Source organism: Paenibacillus sp. FSL R10-2788 (genome assembly GCF_038003885.1).
GTDB lineage: Bacteria > Bacillota > Bacilli > Paenibacillales > Paenibacillaceae > Paenibacillus_AQ > Paenibacillus_AQ odorifer.
This window is the reverse complement of record NZ_JBBOQA010000001.1, coordinates 3,601,038-3,620,670: the sequence shown is the minus strand read 5'-3', so window position 1 is coordinate 3,620,670 and position 19,633 is coordinate 3,601,038. Positions and strand designations below refer to the sequence as shown.

At 42.8% G+C, this 19,633-nt stretch carries 14 protein-coding genes and 1 pseudogene; 2 read left to right on the top strand and 13 right to left on the bottom strand.

The window, feature by feature from the left end:
* Positions 1-178: 178 nt before the first annotated feature.
* From NSQ50_RS15945 to NSQ50_RS15895, 11 genes are all read right to left on the bottom strand, one after another.
* The gene (locus tag NSQ50_RS15945) at positions 179-1,120 is read right to left on the bottom strand and encodes an alpha/beta hydrolase (protein ID WP_076223726.1); all 942 of its coding nucleotides are present in this window, start codon (positions 1,118-1,120) and stop codon (positions 179-181) included.
* A gap of 60 nt (positions 1,121-1,180) precedes the next feature.
* The gene (locus NSQ50_RS15940; RefSeq protein ID WP_036677037.1) at positions 1,181-2,233 is read right to left on the bottom strand and encodes an LLM class flavin-dependent oxidoreductase; all 1,053 of its coding nucleotides are present in this window, start codon (positions 2,231-2,233) and stop codon (positions 1,181-1,183) included.
* 64 nt (positions 2,234-2,297) lie between these two features.
* A complete protein-coding gene (locus tag NSQ50_RS15935) occupies positions 2,298-3,167 on the bottom strand; it encodes an NAD(P)-dependent oxidoreductase (RefSeq protein WP_036677038.1) in 870 nt (289 codons plus the stop codon).
* A 157-nt stretch (positions 3,168-3,324) separates the two neighbouring features.
* Positions 3,325-3,909, bottom strand: coding sequence for a TetR/AcrR family transcriptional regulator (locus tag NSQ50_RS15930; RefSeq protein ID WP_232061372.1), 585 nt, complete (start codon positions 3,907-3,909; stop codon positions 3,325-3,327).
* Positions 3,910-4,203: 294 nt separating this feature from the next.
* Complete coding sequence (locus NSQ50_RS15925) at positions 4,204-4,962, bottom strand: ABC transporter permease (RefSeq protein ID WP_076223724.1); 759 nt, start codon at positions 4,960-4,962, stop codon at positions 4,204-4,206.
* Positions 4,959-5,732: an ABC transporter permease gene (locus NSQ50_RS15920; RefSeq protein WP_076223721.1), complete on the bottom strand. Its 774-nt coding sequence runs from the start codon at positions 5,730-5,732 to the stop codon at positions 4,959-4,961. The genes NSQ50_RS15925 and NSQ50_RS15920 overlap by 4 nt, the downstream gene beginning before the upstream one ends.
* Positions 5,729-6,451 carry an ABC transporter ATP-binding protein gene (locus NSQ50_RS15915; protein WP_440971516.1) on the bottom strand — a complete coding sequence of 241 codons (723 nt, stop codon included), beginning with the start codon at positions 6,449-6,451 and terminating at the stop codon, positions 5,729-5,731. Before NSQ50_RS15915 ends, NSQ50_RS15920 begins: the two co-directional genes overlap by 4 nt.
* Positions 6,452-6,529: 78 nt before the next feature.
* Positions 6,530-7,546, bottom strand: a complete 1,017-nt coding sequence (locus NSQ50_RS15910; protein ID WP_340949617.1) for a sensor histidine kinase — start codon at positions 7,544-7,546, stop codon at positions 6,530-6,532.
* A complete protein-coding gene (locus NSQ50_RS15905) occupies positions 7,543-8,220 on the bottom strand; it encodes a response regulator transcription factor (RefSeq protein WP_076223717.1) in 678 nt (225 codons plus the stop codon). Before NSQ50_RS15905 ends, NSQ50_RS15910 begins: the two co-directional genes overlap by 4 nt.
* Before the next feature lie 202 nt (positions 8,221-8,422).
* Entirely contained in the window at positions 8,423-15,220 is a 6,798-nt protein-coding gene (locus tag NSQ50_RS15900) for a putative Ig domain-containing protein (RefSeq protein WP_076223715.1), read from the bottom strand.
* Positions 15,221-15,329: 109 nt separating this feature from the next.
* Positions 15,330-16,271 carry a hypothetical protein gene (locus tag NSQ50_RS15895; RefSeq protein ID WP_038571316.1) on the bottom strand — a complete coding sequence of 314 codons (942 nt, stop codon included), beginning with the start codon at positions 16,269-16,271 and terminating at the stop codon, positions 15,330-15,332.
* A gap of 975 nt (positions 16,272-17,246) precedes the next feature.
* Here NSQ50_RS15895 and NSQ50_RS15890 point away from each other — a divergent pair.
* Positions 17,247-18,395, top strand: a pseudogene (locus tag NSQ50_RS15890) (glycosyl hydrolase family 8); the annotation flags it as partial.
* Positions 18,372-19,088, top strand: a complete 717-nt coding sequence (locus tag NSQ50_RS15885; RefSeq protein WP_244886518.1) for a galactose-binding domain-containing protein — start codon at positions 18,372-18,374, stop codon at positions 19,086-19,088. The pseudogene NSQ50_RS15890 and the gene NSQ50_RS15885, both read left to right, overlap by 24 nt.
* A 107-nt stretch (positions 19,089-19,195) precedes the next feature.
* Here the strand turns inward: NSQ50_RS15885 and NSQ50_RS31600 are convergent, their stop codons facing one another.
* Positions 19,196-19,408 carry an ATP-binding cassette domain-containing protein gene (locus tag NSQ50_RS31600; protein ID WP_076143638.1) on the bottom strand — a complete coding sequence of 71 codons (213 nt, stop codon included), beginning with the start codon at positions 19,406-19,408 and terminating at the stop codon, positions 19,196-19,198.
* Positions 19,395-19,568 (bottom strand): hypothetical protein, encoded by a 174-nt coding sequence (locus tag NSQ50_RS15880; protein WP_179087750.1) that lies wholly within the window; start codon positions 19,566-19,568, stop codon positions 19,395-19,397. Before NSQ50_RS15880 ends, NSQ50_RS31600 begins: the two co-directional genes overlap by 14 nt.
* Positions 19,569-19,633 lie beyond the last annotated feature (65 nt).

The window sequence follows — 19,633 nt, the reverse complement described above, 5'->3', positions numbered from 1 at the left end:
AATACGATAGTAATCTAAGCCTTTTTTAAAATCAATAATATATAACAAAAGATGAGGCTGTTTTTAAAAATCAACAACCTCATCTTTTTTATGAATCTTTCCCGAATAATTACGTGTCTCTACTTAAATAACCAATCAAGTTTTTCTGCGTATTCGCTGTTTACTTTAGTCTCAGTAATTAGTTAGGGTGAAGTGCCCGGGCCATCGCATCCATATAGCTCTGAACAGCGCGCTGACTCACTTCTGTTTCTGGAGCGAAAATTTCGAAAAGGTGAAAACAACCGGGATACAGGTGGAATTCAACATCTACACCTGCTTGTGCAAGTCGTGCCACATACTCCATTGTCTCGTCTCGGAATAGATCGAGCTGACCTATACAAGTATAGGCTGGCGGCAAACCTGCCAAGTTCTCCGCTCTCGAGGGTACTGCATAAGTAGATTCTCCTCTGCCAACGCTCTCCTCGCCCAGGTACATGTTCCAAGCTGCTATGTTGTCTGTTCGGTTCCAGATTGCGCCTGCTTCTGTAATCTCATGACTGGACGGTGTGATGTTACGGTTGTCAAGCATCGGGTATAATGGCATTTGGAAAATAAGAGAGGGTCCTCCTTTATCACGCGCCATCAGCGCGAGTGCTGCTGTCAGTCCGCCACCACCGCTAGCACCGGCAATTGCAACCCGATTCACATCAATGCCAAGCAAGGCTGCCTCCTCCGTCATCCATACCAATCCAGCATAACAATCTTCGATCGCCGCCGGATAAGGATGCTCGGGAGCAAGCCTATAATCAACCGATACGACAATACATTCAGCTGTCTGAACAAAACGTTCGCATAATTCGTCGTCCATATCCGGATGTCCTAACACGTATCCGCCCCCGTGAATCCATAGCATGGCAGGTAACAAGTCATTCGTTCGCCCGGCAGGTTCATAAATTTTCACCAGCATCTCGCCTCCATCCCTCGGGATTTTGCGACTGGTTGTGTTTACATGCTCTGATCCTTTCACGGATGCAGCTGACACTAAGCTCCTGCTCCACTCTAAATTCTTCTCCAATTCAAACCCAGGAAATTGTGAATAAACCTCTCTTAATTCTGGTAGTATACGTGTTTCATTACTCATGATAATCCCTCCAAATAAAATAATGAATTCGTTCGTTTACGTTTTATTCATAGATAATCCTTATCCCATTTGAGCTTCCCACTTGGCAATTTCCTCTCGTACTCGCGGCGCAACCTCTGTACCGAGCAGTTCTATAGCCCGCATAACCAACTCATGCGGCATCGTACTTAAGGGAACATACATCATGAATCGTGTAATCCCTACATGCTTACGCAGATGGATAATTTTTTGGGCGACTGTTTCCGGATCCCCTACATACAGCGCACCATCAAAGCGTCGGGCAGCATCATAGCTGGAACGATCATAGTACGCCCACCCCCGTTCTTTACCGAGCTTATTCATACCGTACTGGGTAGACGGAAAAAAGAGTTCTGCCGCCTGTTCCGTATCTTCTGCAACAAATCCAATGGAATGTGAACCTACCTGAAGCCGCGAAACATCATGTCCGGCATGAGCTGCCGCCTTTTTATACAGTTGTACAAGCGGCGCAAAATTGGTTGGATTTCCACCGATAATCGCCAGGACTAATGGCAGACCCAGAAGTCCTGCACGTACGGCAGACTCCTGAGTACCGCCGCTACCAATCCATACGGGTAAAGAGTGCTGAACAGGGCGCGGGTATACACCCAGATTATTTATCGCTGATCGATGTCCTCCACTCCATGTTACTTTCTCAGATTCCCGTATTTTCAGAAGCAGCTCAATGTTTTCATTAAATAAATCCTCATAGTCATGCAGGTCATAACCAAAAAGCGGAAAAGATTCAACAAAGGAACCCCGGCCCGCTATAATCTCGGCACGTCCATTGGATAAGCCGTCCAGCGTGGCAAAATCCTGAAACACACGGACAGGATCAGCTGATGAAAGGACCGTCACAGCACTCGTCAATCGAATCCGCTTTGTTAGGGGGGCCGCAGCAGATAACACCACTGCTGGTGATGAAGCTGCATAATCTTCACGATGATGTTCACCTATGCCAAACACATCTAGTCCTACCTGATCCGCAAGGACGATTTCTTCGACGACTTCACGTAATCGTTGTGCGTGACTCATCACCACTCCGGTCTCAGTATCTGGCTTTGTTTCTATGAACGAAGTAACACCTATTTCCATAGTTAATCTCTCCTTATATTTTCTCTTGCGATTTGTCCGACATCATCGGTGACAACCCAATTTCTTAAGAAGAATGCTCAAGACAACGGATTAAAGCCGTCCAATCCAACTCACCATAACCATTGGCAATTCCCTCAGACAAGTGATGGTGGATAAGCTGACCTAAAGGTAGAGGAGTTTGAACGGACTTCGCTGCCTCAATAGCCAATGCAACATCTTTTAACCCAAGCTTCATTTTAAAACCGGCCGGTTCAAAGCGCTGTTCGCTCATGATCGCTCCATAGTTCTGATATATTGGAGACTGAAAAAGAGCATTTACAACATTCATAAATTGGGACGAATCAATACCGTGCTTTTCTACCATTAGCTGCACTTCTGACAAAGCTTCCAGCATTGAAGCAATTAGAAAGTTAACGCCAATTTTTACAACGTTCCCTTCTTCGCCGTGATCCCCAATCTCTACTATCTCTTGACTCATTGCTGTTAAAACGGGAAGTACCCGTTGTCTTGCTTGTTCCGGACCAGCTAAAATAATACGCAATTTAGCTTCTTTAGCGGCATCTGGGCGCCCCATCACCGTGGCAGACACAAAGTGTTGCTTTCGCTCCGCATGCGAGACGGATAATTTTCGAGCCAGATCTACGCTGATTGTACTGGCAGAGATGTGAATTCCATTTTCCGATAATCCATTCAGTACACCATTCGGTCCCTCGACGACCTCCTTCAAAGCAGCATCATCAGAAAGCATGGTAATTACAAGATTGCTTTCTTTCACTGCCTCTAGCGGTGTTTTGGCATATCGTGCTCCCTGTTTCATTAAGGGTTCAACTTTTTCAGGGGTCCGATTAAAGATGACTAATTCATAACCCGCTTTCAATAGATTTTGGGCCATTGGTAGTCCCATATTTCCAAGCCCAATAAACGATACTTTCATTAGACACCTCTCCTTATTTTGATGGACTTCTCAATAACGGAATGATCGTTCCGAAATAATCAAAAAAAATATAGTCTAACATATACTCTTCAATTATCACCTTCATAATATGGGAAACATGATAACGGAACGATCGTTCCAAAATAATTAAAAAAAATTAGATTCCTGCAATTACAAAGCTAATCATCTCTTTTGCACGTTCCGGGTGCTGATCTGCTTTGGCCATAATATTTATGCTTTGATGTAAATTCAGCAATAAATAAGATAACACTTTGATATCAGTCGTTTTATCAATTTCTCCCCGTTGCTGGCCCTTTTCTAAAAGGTCACAAAAAGCTTGCTCTAATTCCAAAAAACTAGTCTTTATCAACTCATTAATTTTTTCATCTGGCGACTCCAATGTTGTAGCTACATTCGTAACAAAACATCCGCCCGGCAGGCTGGTATCGTATGCTGAAGCAATGTGATACTCAAAAAATTGAAGAATTCCATCTCTAACGCTTGATGCCTGTTCAAGAATAGCCTGCTTATTGAAATTCCCCTTTTTATAATGCTCAAGGGCATCTGTATACAAGGTTTGCTTGTCGGAAAATGTATCGTAAAGGCTGGATCTGCTAATGCCCATCACTTCTAGTAAATCTGGTATGCTAGCCGCTTCGTATCCTTTTTTCCAAAACAATAGCATGGCTTGATGCAGCGCTTGATCTTTGTTAAATTCTTTTGTCCTAGCGATAAGTAACACCTCCCGTCATTGAAATATAACATATCTGAACTGATCAGTCCAGAAAAAAGTGAGCAGAACTTTCGCTCATGATTCTTTGCGATATTTGTACATTTATTTTCTATTATTAAAATCCTAGACTATGTCATTAATCCAGACTATTCTTTTGATTTATAAAATAAACGGACACTCATATTGGTGTCCGTTCTTAGATGAAATACTTATTCATTGAATTGCTCAAAAACATCTTTTATTCAAACATTAATGTTTGTTGCATATTGATCTAGTTAAATGATCATATCAGCTAGTTCAGAGTTAGGCATCTCGTTTACGGTAAAGTACAATGGCTGCTGTAATAAAGATCAGTGTCCATAACATGGAAATACCTGTCCCTTCCATTGGTGTAAGGACATTTATTTCATCGGAGGAAGGCGGCATAAACATATAATAACCTGCTGTATCTGGAAAAAAATATTTAGTATTGTGTAGAAAATCTTTCGACAATGGACTGACAATGAAGTAATAGCCAAGCAGTACCACTAAAGCAGGAGTAGTTCGTCTTAATAAAGCACCTATAGCTGCACTGAGAAGTGTGGTTAAAGTTAGATAGCCTGTTGCACCTGCTAATGATTTTATCATTTCGTCTATTTCAATCACTACTGCTGTGTCTTTCATCATGATAAAGGTATATAGCACACCTGATGCAGTAGTAATAGACGCCGCAGGAATGGTTATAATGGCCAAGGCCAAATACTTCGTGGATAATTGAAACCCTCGCCAAGGTATCGTAGTTAAAGTAGTTCGAATCTGTCCCCCTGTATACTCCGAACAAGTAGTTAATATACCAAGAATAATAAACCCTGCTTGAAGATATCCCATAGAAGAAAGTCCTGTATTCAGTATATTTTGCGTTCCTGCTGCCTCTTGTAGATCAACAGAAGTAAAAGCTGCGGCTAAACCTAAATTAAGTATGAATGTAACCATAAGAGTGAGCCCTATCAATGGTAATGTAACTAATTTATCCAGTTCAGCACCAAGGATTTGTGTTATCTTTCTACTAGATGAGACACTCATGCTGCAACGTCCCTCCTATGGAATACAATAGCTGCAACAATGAAAACAACGACTACCCAGGCAAACATGACTAAACCGCCTGTGAAGGGGGTGTGAAACCTGTCGAATAAACTGCCTGTTGACGTGTTGTCCGTAAACATAAACATTTCAGCGCCAGCCCTATCTGGTAAGTAAAACGCCAACTTTGTAACCCTATATAACAGGACACTAAATGATACAACGGATGAATTTATTATGAGCACTGCAAGCGGGAGGATGCCATTCTTAGTTAGCAAAGTAATTCCAAGTGCTAAAAGAGCAGTGAATGTCCAGTAACAAATGGCACCGATAAGTCTGGACCATTCAAATGCAGGGGCATATTCACCAAGAATAAGATGCGTTACAGACACAGTTGTCATAATAGCAACAATACAAAGCAGTATGCTGACCACAGTCACAGCGCCTGCTTTTGCCAGCAAAAAATGAAGACGGGATGAAACAACTGTTAAACTCGTTGTAATCTGTTGTCCTCCACCTGATTCACTGCTCTCTGTCAAATACTCACTGCTGACAGCAAGCACACCAAGAATAATAACACCTTGCACACCAAGAGCTAACCCGATATAGCCAACTTCCGATAGCCGTGTGCTAATTCCAGCTATAATCTCCTCTTTTTGTGCTATGCTGTCCAAAGCAGCAATGGCCGCTGGAGCAAATGCTCCAATAAGTAAGGCTAGCCAAATGCCTGGCAGGGAGATCAATTTAGATAGTTCCGCGTTGAATGCCCTCATACAACATCACCTGCATTTTCAGATGTCAGGGCAAAAAAGGCTTCCTCCAGCGTGGAATAGTTACCTATTACTTCTTCCAAAGTTCCATCTGCAACGATGGTTCCATGCTTAATAATCACCACATCATCAACGGTCTCTGCAAGCTCTCCCATTAGATGACTGGATAATAACACCGTATTTCCAGACTTAGCACGTTCACGTAAAAATGTCCGAATCCAACGAATTCCTTCTGGGTCGAGCCCGTTTACGGGCTCATCTAAAATCAATATTTTTGGATCACCAAGCAGCGCAGCTGCAATTCCAAGTCTTCTCCCCATACCAAGAGAATACTTCCCAACTCTTTTTCCAGCGGCATTAGTAAGGCCTACTATTTCCAAAACTTCCTCGACACGTGAGTTAGACAATCCTGCGGCACGAGCAATCCAACGCAAGTGTGCCCGTCCTGTTCGCATACGATGAGCTCCAAATCCATCAAGTGCGGCACCTACTGTTGCTAGAGGATTATGTAGTTCTGCGAATGGCTTTCCATTGATTAGCGCACTCCCTGAGGTGGCACGATCTAACCCAAGCAGGATACGAAGCGTAGAGCTTTTACCTGCCCCATTTGGACCTAAAAAACCAGTTACTCTACCAGGTCTAGCTTTAAAACTGATACCTGATAAGATTTCCCCAGTTCCGCGATGTTTGACTAAGTTATTAATTGTAAGCAACCATAACACTTCCCTTCTGTTATGGTTCTAATTATAAAGAAGCAAAGTTACATCTCGGTTATCCTGCTATTTACTTCTGGGTTAACTTTAGGTTAAGCTCTCTCTACCAATAGCTACTCTTGTGCCATTTTCATTTGATGTAAAGTCAGCTTTCAGTTTCATTTTTTTTAACATATAATTTGAAGTCGATAAACCAATCCCCGCCCCACGCTCATAGGATGAGTTATCCATACCTGGACCTCTGTCTGCAACAATGATCTGTTCTTTTTCTACATCAACCCCAATGCTTACATATTTCCCCTCTGCTGCATGTCGAAGAATATTCTGAAATAAATTATCAAGAACCCGTGTCATCCATTTAGGATCTGCTTCCCAATAAAAAGTCGCCTCTGTCGGTAAATCAACCTCGATCTGGATTTCTTTTTCTTCAAATACAGGATACCACGCAGCAACAGATGCTCTTACTAAACGTCCAATATCTGTTGAAGTGGGCTCAAAAGGATGTTTTCCTGATGTAAGCAATGTATAGGAAAGTAAATCATCCATTAGTTCTCCGACTCTAGTAATCGTATGGTTCATCTCTGATAATGAGTTTTGTCCTTCTAGACTCATTGATTTTTCATTTAATCGGGTGACATGTCCTCTCAAAATGGTAAGCGGTGTTCGTAAGTCGTGAGATAAATTCGCGATGAGTCGATGTCGTAACAATTCCTCTTCATGTTCTCGCTTGCGACTGTCTTCAAGCTGTTGAATCATCCAATTAAAAGAACTGCCTAACTGGTCTATTTCATCCATACGATCACTTTGAACAACTATTGGTTTAGGAAATGAATTATGATTAGCTGAAAATGACATGACATCCTGTAAGCGGTTAAGACGTTTACGAAGTCTCAAGAAGAAAATCCAAGAGATTACCACAAATGCGACAATAATAAAACCAAACAAAAGAAGTACAACGTAAAAATAATTTAACTTATTCAGCTCTTCTTCATTAAAAGGAGACTCAATGAACGCAGATAAGAAAATAAGTATGATCGGAGGTAAAAAGATAAATAGAAAATGTCCTTTTAGAAAACGACGAAATAATGATTTAGTCTGTTTCATAGTTTCACCCGATAGCCTATTCCCTTCAACGTTTCAATAATCTCTGGGGAGTCTGGATGACGTTCCAGCTTTTGACGCAGTCGATGGATATGTACCATTAATGTTTTATCACCTGTTATATAAGCTTCTTCCCAGATGGCTTCATAGATTTGTTCTTTTGGTAAAACTTGATTAGGATGGCGTAAGAAGTACATTAAAATATGATGTTGTTTCCCTGTCAATATAATTTCTTCTCCTGTGTGTTTGTCAAATACCATTTGAACTTCTGGATCTACTTCAATATAATTCCCTAATGAAATTCGTTCGGAATGTGTTCCGCCACCTCGACGGATTAGAACTTCTAATCTTGCCACTAATTCATCCGTATGGAATGGTTTCGTTAAATAGTCATCAGCAAATTGTAACCCTTCTACCTTATCATCTATCGATGTTCGAGCAGTTAACAACAAAATTGGAACAACAGGAGCTGCCTTTTTTAATCGTTTTCCCACAGTAAATCCATCTAAACCGGGTAACATGATATCCAAAATAACGATTTCATGCTGATTCACTTCTTTTTCAGCTCCTTCACCAGAAAGTAGCCATTGTACTGAAAATCCTCGTTGTTCCAATTCTTCCTTTACCCAACTGCCTATCTTCTCATTATCTTCAATATATAACACGTTTCTTTTCAAGTAACTTCCCTCTCTCTAAATCGAGTTCACTATTAGACAGATTAACACAATCTAAAGAATTGTTTCCAGTTAAGACAATTATATAGTTCGTGCGGACTTTCACTGCCAAGTTATCGTCCATGCCTGGCGCACACTAGAAAACCCTCTAACATGGCAGTGCATGTTAGAGGGTTTCGAGCGTAGCTGCTAATTTTAGGAAATACTACTTCATGATACTAATAGATTTCGAAGTATTATCGAAGAATATATTTGCACCAAAATACTCAGCAATGAAACGTAATGGGAGCATAGTACGACCGTTTACAAGTTCAGCTGCTACATCCATTCCTGGTGCAAGTTCACCGATCTTAATCGACAAAGTCTGACCTTTCAAGGTAATCATTACGGTTTTCATAACGTTATCCCAGCTTACATTTGCTCCTAAGCTCTCAGCAACGAAGCGCAGTGGCACTAACGTTCTGCCTTTAACTACCATCGAAGCAACATCCATACTCATTTCGATTCCGTTTAATTTATACCCTGTCTTCCCTAAAGTGAATTCCAATTTCACAGGTTCAGGCTTGGTTGTAACGAAGATATAGCCTAGTCCTTTTGCCTTGAAGGTAAATTTACCTGTCTCATGGTCATAGTTGCCGCCTAAACGTTCCATATTACCGTTCAATCGAAGCATGACACCGCATAACATGCTAAGATCGTTTGTCGACAACTTCTCTTTTGACAGATCGAAGATTACGGGTATAAGCCCTGTATAATCCGTTACTTCCCGGCCATCCGCGAAGATCTTCAATTCATATCCCCGCCCTATAGCTCCGTCTCTTTCATCTACAGGTTTAATAACAACCTTCATCCGCTTTCCTGTATTCAATTGCTTCAACAATTCAGCGGACAATTCAACAGATAAGGTGTCATTCGTAACGATTAGCGGTTTGTCAGCTTTAATAATCGCACCGATCGTATCGCTTTGAATCTCAAGCTCATCTTTTCCGGCTGACATCGTCAATGCAATGGAATTGCCCTTCTTCAGCTTCTCTTTGATTGTAGCATCAATACGCTCCGCTACTGATAACTCTGGCGAAGGAGTCGGCGTACTGCTGTGGCCATTTGAATTGCCGCCATTGTTATTGCCATTATTGCCACCACTGTCATTTGTAGTAATTACAATAGTTAACTCTATCGTATCCATGCCAGCATGATTGGAAGCTGTAATATTGAATTTGTAAGTTCCCGCTTCAGTAGGCACGCCTGAAATAACACCCGTAGCTCCTTCTAAATTCAACCCAAAAGGTAAATAATTATCGCTTACTGTCCAAGTAATCGGTTCGTCGCCGTATACTGCTAATGTTACCGTATACGGTTGTCCAACTTTGCCGTTTGGCAAATTCTTAGTGATAATCTCCGGAGCTGTAACAACTGGCTTATCCTCTTTAATCTCGATGCTCAATACTCGCTCATCTATACCAAAGTCATTCGTTGCTGCAACCGTGAATTCGTAATATCCTGTCTCTTGAGGCGTACCCGAGATAACGCCTGTTGCTTCATCTAGGTTCAAATCTACTGGCAAATCTCCTCCCTGGACCTTCCAAGTAATCGGTTTGCTGCCATATACCGCTAGTGTTACCGTATACGGTTGTCCAACTTTTCCGCTTGGCAAATTCTTAGTGATAATCCCCGGAGCTGTGTCAACTGAGACATCTTCAGTGATCACTATATTGAAAGGTTTTGTGTCACTGCCTGCGTCATTATTTGCTTGAACTTTGAACGTAAATTGACCCCACTGATCCGGTGTACCAGAGATAACACCTGCACCTTCATCCAAGCTCAATCCTGATGGTAATTGTCCCTCTACAACGGCCCATTTGATAGGCTTATCGCCTTCAGTCGTAAGAACTGCCGAATAAGGTTGTCCGACCTTGCCATCCGCAAGCGAATTCGTCGTAATCGTTGGTGCCGTACCTGCGTCTTCAACCCATTTCGCATATAATCCAATATCCCTTGTAACAGGATCAGCAACGAAATTCCAGGCATCGTTTAATCCTGTATCTTGATACCAACCGCCGAAAACAGTTTTTTCTTTTGTTGGCGCTGTTGGCTCGGTAATTGTCCCGCCCATATCAGCGAACTTCATCGCAACTTCGCTGCCACCATTGGAATCAAAAGTTACCGCATAAGGGTTGTGTGCACCGATGGAAGGCGTTCTGCCGCTAAGTGGATTGCCAAAGAAGTCTGTTCTCTCCGTCATATGAGGCAGAGCGTTCGCCCGATCCACATATGGGCTTACAATCTCAGCACCTGCACCATAGGCCAGGTTATTACCGTCAGCAAGACGGAACCCGTTCATCGCACTATAATCAAGCTTGGCATCCGCTGTTCCGCTGTTGGTAATCCAATGTTCCGGAGCAGATTTATAATCATTTAATATAGAATTTAGTTCCTCTTCCGTTACATAGCGGTTGTCTGTTGCTGTTACGCCTGCACCTAGATACCCGCCACCACCTGCGTTCATGCTACCAAAAAGATTAGCCGGATATACAATATTGTTCGTAAACCGTCCGGCTGCAAATGGAGCTGATGTTCCCCCGCCTTTCAGACCAACCTGGTTGTTTTCACCAGTGTAGGCAAATATGTTATTCTGGAAATAAATGTGCAAGTTGGAGCCTGTCGGGTCAAATACTAACGAACTGCTATTCTTCAATGGCGTGACGATGACATTGTTATAGTATAAGCCGCTTATTTCCTCGCTCGTTGAAGAACCTCCAGCAAGTAATATAAGACTGTTAAAACTCTTGTTAAAATCCGGGCTGCGACCGTCGTTCACGCTAATGTTATAACGAACGATATTGCCCTTTGCAGCATTCATCTGTAAGTACCAACCACCATAGTTATTTCGGCTGTAATTGTATTCATACACATTGTCCTGACAATAGTTGTCAATATCCCAAGCCATACCGTCATTACTTGCATGATAAGGGTTATCCACTGCTTCATTGTAACGGAAAATGGTGCCTTTACTTGCCATAATCCACGCTGCCGCATAGTTTTGCGAACCTAGATATGTTGGTGTTGTATTATTTGGCCCCCAGTTCGTAACCAGGTTACCGCTCTTATCGCTTAAATAGCTGTAACCGTTGTCTGTGACCACATTACGTTCCACAAGGGAATTGTTCCCGCCGGACATGACAATGCCATCTCCAACCGAACTAGAAACCCAGTTGTTTCTAAACACAGCGTTGGATGCCCAAGGATAGCTTGAGTTACTCCAAGTAATGCCTGTGTTATTAGTCCCTGGATTGCTTGGCCCGTAGGCATTATTGCGAATACCTTCGTTATCACAACGAAGGGTTTTGTTGCCTTCAACCAATATATCTACATAACCATTAATAATGATGCCGCCGGATACCTTACTTGCTCCATTTGCTTGGTGCAGCCCATTAACATCATGAACATAGTTATCTCGAATGACGATTCCTTGCATACGAGCATCAGCATAATCTTGAATATTAAACTGACCTTGTCCCAGCTTGGAAATCCGTGACATTACAGCGATACCGGAACGGCCGTCACCTGCCGCATTGCCGATGTTCGTTACTTCAATTCCACTGACAATCCAATAGTTAACGTCATATAACTCAATGGTACCGTTTAAGGAAATGCCAGATGGGCTCGACGCTGTTCCTCCACCATTAATTACCGGGCGTTGGTTAGGGTCGGTCGTATTATATTTTGTAAGCGTAATCGGATTTCCTTCCTCACCATTGCCACGCAGTCTGATTTGTTCATTCCATACGCTATTCGCATCCAGATAAATAGTTGAACCTGGCATAAATACATATTCATTAATTTTGGAGATTGATTTCCATGCTGTAGCCGGTGTGCGTCCATCTGCATGATCGTCACCGTTATTGGAGAAATAATAATCACGGACTTCAAGGGGTACAATGTTCAACTCGAATGTGATTTCGGCAGGATACAGATCAAGTCTAACGGTATATTTCCCCGGTACGATATTATTTCTTGCGAATGATTCTTTGTTAATTTTCAATACATTACCGCTAACCGTATAATCCACATCCCGCTGCAGTGTTACAGCGCCGATCTCCACTCCAGCTAGATCTGCTAAATCAGGATTTACGGTGATATTATAGTCGTCCAGACCCATAACATATGTGCTGTCTTCCAAGTGGCTATACTCTTTGGGCAAAAGCTTTAGCGTAATAGAAGATGTTCCGGTTTGGGCTGTTATTCCACTATCGATAACATATACGTCATCGATAAAGTGCCTGTTCTGTATATCCTTAACCGTTCCAGCCTTGTTGCCCCAGTTCGTAGCAAGCTGCAATGCATCGATCTTGGAAATATTGTTCTTAACTGGAGTATCAAAATTTCCGCCAGCTGTTGTTTGCCTTTGAATGTCTTGTCCATCGATTTTATAGGTTGTTCCTGTTGATGTAACGAACCATTGAAATTTATGCCAGCCTTCACTTCGCTGGACATCTACAGGATAGAATCTCCCGGATGAACCAGGTCTGACTGCGTAATTGGTCAGATTTGCCGTCCAGTCACCATCTCCATTGCCATAATTTATTGCGATATGTTCATTGGACGATGGGGTTAAGCCAAAGACAGCGTGGTCATTGGAAGCCGCTCTGCCATCATCATAGTACCAAGCAGTAACGATTGTTGTCTTACCGGTTGCAGGGGCGTAATTATAGGTACCTGGAACAGTCGCCACCTGACCGGCGCCGCTTGATGTCGCGGCCTTTCCTCCGGTACGGGACATCACATCGCTGTGAATATATCCGTTCGCACCATTTGAAAATTTCTTCTCCCCTTCAAATCCATCGTAAAATTTAGTGTCAGCCTTATTGAAGTAATCAACGCTCACATGTACAGTAACTTCTTCGTTCCCTGTCGGAATATAACCTTTCTTAACCGTCACGAATCCGGCATCATCAACTTCAATCTTATTCTTGTCTTGATCCGCCGGACTGAAGCTGATGTTATCAGCAACGAACACATCAGCTGTGTCAACAATTAACCGCGTTCTATCCCCTGCCCGTAATGTATCGTTCTGGCGAATTAGCACAATGTTCGCTGAATATTGTGCACTCTCCCCTGATTCATCAGAGTCCAAGAATCGTGACGTTGCATTGCCGTTTGCCTTTACTTTAAAGGTATCGTTTAAAGTCGGAGACAAAGCCGTATCATTGCTTGTCGCTGCAATCGGGCTTCCATTAACCACTCCATTACTGAAGAGTTGAACCGAATAGGCAGATGCGTTAGCGACGCGATCCCATGTAGCGTATGTGCCGTTCCATCTGGCATTTGCCGGTGTAGGCAATTTCTCGATTTTCAATATTCCGGATGCTGCAACTTCTTCACTGATATCTCCCGCATTATTTATGACAATAGCTGTAACAGTGTAGTTGCCCACTCCCAGTGCCCTTGCATAGGGCAGAACATGATGCCTTTCATGATTGTTAGGCTGGTCGGGCCCCCCATTTTTCGATAAATAATAACCAACAGGTCCACCGTCTTTGAACAGTGTTACAAGGGTATCGCCGTAATTGGAAGCGCCATTATAAATACCCGTATCCGAGTCAAGCGTTGGATTAATTGGTGCATTCACCTGCGTATTGGTGGTTATCAACAACGGTACAGCATGGGATTTCACCACAACTCCCTCTGCCGAGGACACTTCGCAATAATAAAAATTGCCTTGTTGGGAAGCTGCGTCCACATTGGAAAGTGTTAATACTGCCTTATCAGCTCCGCTGACTTTTGTCCCGCTCAAGCCAGTTTCGTCATCAGATACATACCATTGATAAGCAGTAGTAGCGGCTGATGACGTAATGCTAAATGTTGCTGTCTCACTTTGTTTCACTTCTGCCCTTGTTGGCTGAGTGATTATTTCTAAATTTGGCAATCCGCCGGGAGGTACCAAATTCACTGTTAATGTTCTGGTACCTGTTGTTGTATCCACATCTTTTACAACATAAAAATCGTCAATTAGATGTTTATTTTTAATATAAGCTTTGTTCCCTGACTGGCTATTCCATCCTCCAGCTATTTTAGGCTGAATGGTTGTACCGCTCTTCATAGCTTTGTAAATATCACTTTGCGCTGAATCGGATATTAATGTTCCGTCTATTTGTAACGTCGCACCATTCGGTGTAATAAGCCACTCGAATTTATGCCAGCCTGTGGAACGTAAAGCCCCGCTATCTTTCCAACGGTTGCCTGCTGTACCCGCTGATGATGGTTCATAAGCCCAAGTATATTTCGTCGGGTTATGAATAACATCAGCCTCTGAACTTTGATAGAATGTCCCGGCAAAGGTGGCATTTTTGCCATCTACAATAGCAAATTGCGTTCTATCCGTCGCAGTCTTCTCCTCATTAGGATACGGGTCAAAATACCATGCCGTCATCTTATAATTGCTGCCAGCCGGCAATGCCACGTCCTGGGCTACCTTTTCATTATTCGTATCATCCGATGGTGTAATCGCTTTCAATCCAGAGCGGGACTGTGCATCGGACAGCGTGAATGACGAGCCTAATTTGCTCATAGATGTCATCGGACCATCGTTGTTCTCGAAGTCCTCCATGAATAACACTTCTGAGTCAGGGTAATAACCTGCCGTGGCCGTGATTGTCACCGGGACGCCCGGGGCACCTGGCGACGCAAATGTATAACCGTTAGATAAAGTAATGTTACCCTGATTATTAACAGTTAAAAGATGCGAATTGCTGGAATCATAACTTACCTCGTCAATAACCGGTCCTTTAACCAGACTGCTTAAAGGCGAACCTTTATAGGAAAGATTTACCCTGCCTGCCTGACCTGCGGCTTGTGTCAATTCTAGTACAACGGAGTCAAAAGATTCGCCCCCTCCCGCAGCTGATACTTCAGATGAAGGCGCCAAGCCGAACAGACCAGGGAATGCCAACGTTGTTGCCGTAACTATCGACAAAGCTTTTTGCATCCATTTCGATCGTATCATTCCAAAATTTCCTCCCTTTGAAATTAATAAATTTATACTTTATAAAAAAATCTGTATCTATGGAAATCTCAATAGACATAGATTTTTATAAACTTAAAAACTAACTATTCTAGTTCACTACTAATTCACTGAATCGATTACCGTTATACACGATCTTCAACTTATTCGTATTTGTTATTAACGCTCGCAAGTCAGATTCCGCCCATTCGTATATAATGGAATCTTTCACTTCTTCCAGTTTAAGCTTGGTGATTTCCGGTTTTGTGATTAATGTGGCAATGACATCCTCGTCCATATATTTACCGATTACTGTCTCACCTACAGAAGCAGCAGCTAATGACTCCCAGAACTTAAGAGACTCGGTATCTTCTTTGGATATATCCAAACGATTTAGCACTTTCTCTTTCTTGGCCTGCCCCGTTGTTGCTAACGCAGCCGTTAATTTATCAGCAACACGAGTATATTCCGCACTTTTTGATGCATACTCAACTTGTAACTCCGCGTTGCTCATTTTCGTTTTCTTAACCTGGGTTTCTACCAAATCCGGCCAACGGGCGCCACTTAAATATTGCATGTATTGATATAACTCAAACTGAGGCAGCCCATAGTATGTCTCTCCTGAATCATCCATCTTAGCTCGCTTAACATTTTCATCATCCATGTCGGATTCTAGCTCATCAAAGCTTTTATAAGGGGCGATCCCCCGCTCATCTGCAATAAATTGCTCCTGCTTGGTTTTTAGCAATGCAGTCATCGCAGAATTTTTGGCGTATTCAGAGGGGGTTTCATGATTTTTGCCGTATTTACGTGTCCAGAAGCCCTCATCTACTTGAGCCCCATAAGTTCTGAAGAAATAGTCTGCTGTTACAGCTCTTTGCTCTGTTACATAGAAATGAAATTCTTCCTCTGTTACGGCATATCCATCTACTGTAAATATCCAGTTTTCAGGCAGCTCCGCCTTTTTGTTAGTTAAGCCCAACATGAGTAAAGCAAGAACAATCAGAGCGGTAAACAAGATAATCACTGTTGGTTTTCGTCTTGTAATCCCCATGACAGCCCCCTTTCCAATATTCAACCTAGCTTTGCATGAAAGCCATGACAGTGAAATTCTTCCCCGTTGCAGGAGAAGTTCCCAAATTTAAATGGTTAGACATTATTGTAAGTTTAGCCACCCCTTAATGTAAGCGCTTATTTAGACTGAATTAGAACAAATTTGACTTATAACAAAACAGTCCTAGTTCGCAACTTTGTGTGTGCTAGGGGATCAATATCTTAAAAAGGAACTGTCGTTTGGTGTAAACGCTTTTATTTATGGATATTAATTTTTAAATTTTATTCACAAACACCTAGACACGGCGAAAATAGTTGTGATACATTTGAGCATAAGTAATGCTGCTGGGTTAGCAATTTCTACCTATAGGTGAAAAGTGACGTTGAGGATGCGATGATTTCCTATTGAAGCGCATATCTTCAAATCTCTTCAGCATATAAGTCAAATGTCACTTCCGCCCTAAAGTTAAAGCGCTTAAACTTTATAGGCTTAAATAACATCTATTGTTAAGCGTGTTACTTTGGAGATCAGACTATAGGGAAGGAGGATTCATTGACGTTAATTAAAAACCGTCACTTAAGGAGAAATTTTTGTGCACTCATTGAAATCGACCTCGGGCACAATGAAAGTGTTAATAGTAACGTTGAGGATGCGATGATTCCCTAAGGAAGCACGTATCTCCAAATCTTTTTCAGCATATAAGTAAATGTCACTTCCGCCCTAAAGTTAAAGCGCTTAAACATTATAAGCGTGTGTAGCACTTATTGTTAAGCGTTTTACTTTGGAGATCATTCTATAGGGAAGGAGAATTCATTGACGTTAATTAAACTAACCATCACTTAAGGAGGAATTTTTATGTACTCATTGAAATCGACCTCAGGCACAATGAAAGTGATGTTACTTGTTATGCTTTCGGCGGTTATGCTTCTATCGACATTAGCCGCACCTGCACCGCTTCAACCAAAAGCTCATGGAGCGGGTGAATTGAAACCGTTTCCTCAACAAGTCAGCTATCCGGGTATCATTAAACCAAACCACGTCAGTCAATCCTCGTTGAATAGTTCTGTAGCTTCCTACTATGACTACTGGAAGGCTACTTATCTTAAAAACAACCTGTCCTCGCTGACTGGAGGATACTATGTAAAAGGTGACATTACTGGCGAAGCGGACGGCTTCGATCCGCTAGGCACATCGGAAGGCCAAGGATACGGTATGGTCATTACCGTGCTTATGGCCGGTTACGATACGAATTCCAGAACAATCTATGACGGTTTGTTCAAAACGGCTAGAGCGTTCAAGAGCTCTAACAACCCGAACCTGATGGGATGGGTAGTAGCAGATAGTACTGGGGCTCAAGGGCACTTCGGTTCGGCAACAGACGGGGACCTCGATATCGCTTACTCCCTTATTCTAGCTGATCGCCAATGGGGCTCGACCGGAACGATCAATTATTTGGCTGAAGCCAAAAAGATGATTGGCGCTATTAAGCTTAGCAATGTGACAACTAACAACAGGCTGAACCTTGGTGACTGGGATACGAAGAGCGCCTTGAATACCCGTCCCTCCGACTGGATGCTCAGCCATCTACGGGCTTTCAATGAAGTAACTGGAGATTCAACTTGGCTAAATGTCATCAACAATCTGTATAACGTATACAGCCAATTTACAGCAGCTTATTCGTCTAGCACAGGTCTGATATCGGACTTCGTGGTAGGCAACCCGCCTAAGCCGGCTCCCCCAAACTATTTGGAAGAGTTCCCTGAAACAAATGAATACAACTACAATGCAAGCCGTGTACCACTTCGGATCGTAATGGATTACGCCTTGTACGGAGATACCCGCGGTAAGGATATCGCTAATAAAATGGTGGTATGGATCAAAGGAAAAACAGGCAACAATCCGAACAATGTGAAGGACGGTTACCAACTGAACGGTTCGAATCGCGGTACTTATGCAACAGCGGTATTCGTAGCGCCTTTCATCTCCGCAGCGACGACTACCAGCACGCATCAAGCTTGGGTCAATGCCGGTTGGGACTGGATGAAGAACAAAAAGGAAAGTTACTTCAGCGACTCCTTTAACATGCTGAACCTACTGTTCATCTCGGGGAACTGGTGGAAGCCTACCTACAGTGCAGCGGATGCACAAGCTCCCTCGGATCCAACGAATCTGACCGCAACAGCAGTTTCAAGCAGCCAAATTAATCTGAGTTGGACTGCTTCCACAGATAATGTCGGTGTAACAGGCTATCGGGTTTTCCGTGGCGGCGTGGAAGTAGGCGCACCTACAGACACATCCTTCAGCGATACCGGACTTACCGCATCGACAGCTTACAGCTATACGGTGAAAGCTGTCGATGCTGCAGGCAACCTGTCTGCTAACAGCAATACCGCAACAGAAACTACAAGTGCAACTTCTCCTGACAACACCAACCTTGCGCTAGGTAAGACAGCGGTAGCCAGCTCTATCGAAGGTGCAGGATTTGAAGCTTCCAAAGCAACAGACGGTAACTCCACTACCCGTTGGGCGAGCATGGAAGGAAGCAACAATGAATGGATTTACGTCGATCTGGGTGCAACCCAAAGTGTGAACCGCGTCAAGTTGAATTGGGAAGATGCTTACGCTAAAGGCTACAAAGTTCAGGTGTCTAACGACGCAACAACATGGACGGATACTTACGTAACAACGACCGGTAATGGTTCTATTGACGATATTACATTTACCGCAAATAGCGGACGTTACGTCAGAGTGCTGTGTACTGCTAGAGGGACCGTATACGGATATTCAATATTCGATTTCGAGGTTTACGGCTCTTAATTGAATAAAGCCTGGCGGATATGAATCCGTCAGGCTTTGTTACTTTTGCTTAGGCCAGCGACGGTTCTATAAACCGTATTATCACTGGATGTGCAGCTATATGGACTTCACTTCGAATATAGGAGAATAAGAACCATTTCCATTGCGACATTTGCTCGTATCTCTTTATTAAAGATTGAATATCCCGAAATCTGGACGCCTCCCTCCACTCTCATATCCTGATCTTGATCATTTATTCGATTTATCGTTCGCAACAAGGTTGATTTCCAGCAACCGGAGGGGCCGATCAAAGCCGTAATTGATTTTTCAAGGATGCACATAGTTATATTTTTTAATCTGGCACATCTCACGTTCAAAATAATACGGTTGGCTGATATCGCCCTGCTGATCTAGCATGAGCAGTATCGTGTAAATATCACCCAGTTGTGAGCTTTGAAAGATTAGATTAAATACGATCGGATGCTCCGGCATATGTTCCAAAAATGTACTGTCTTCTTACATCATCGTTTTACAAGTGTTTTGCATAATTCAATACTAAATTCCTA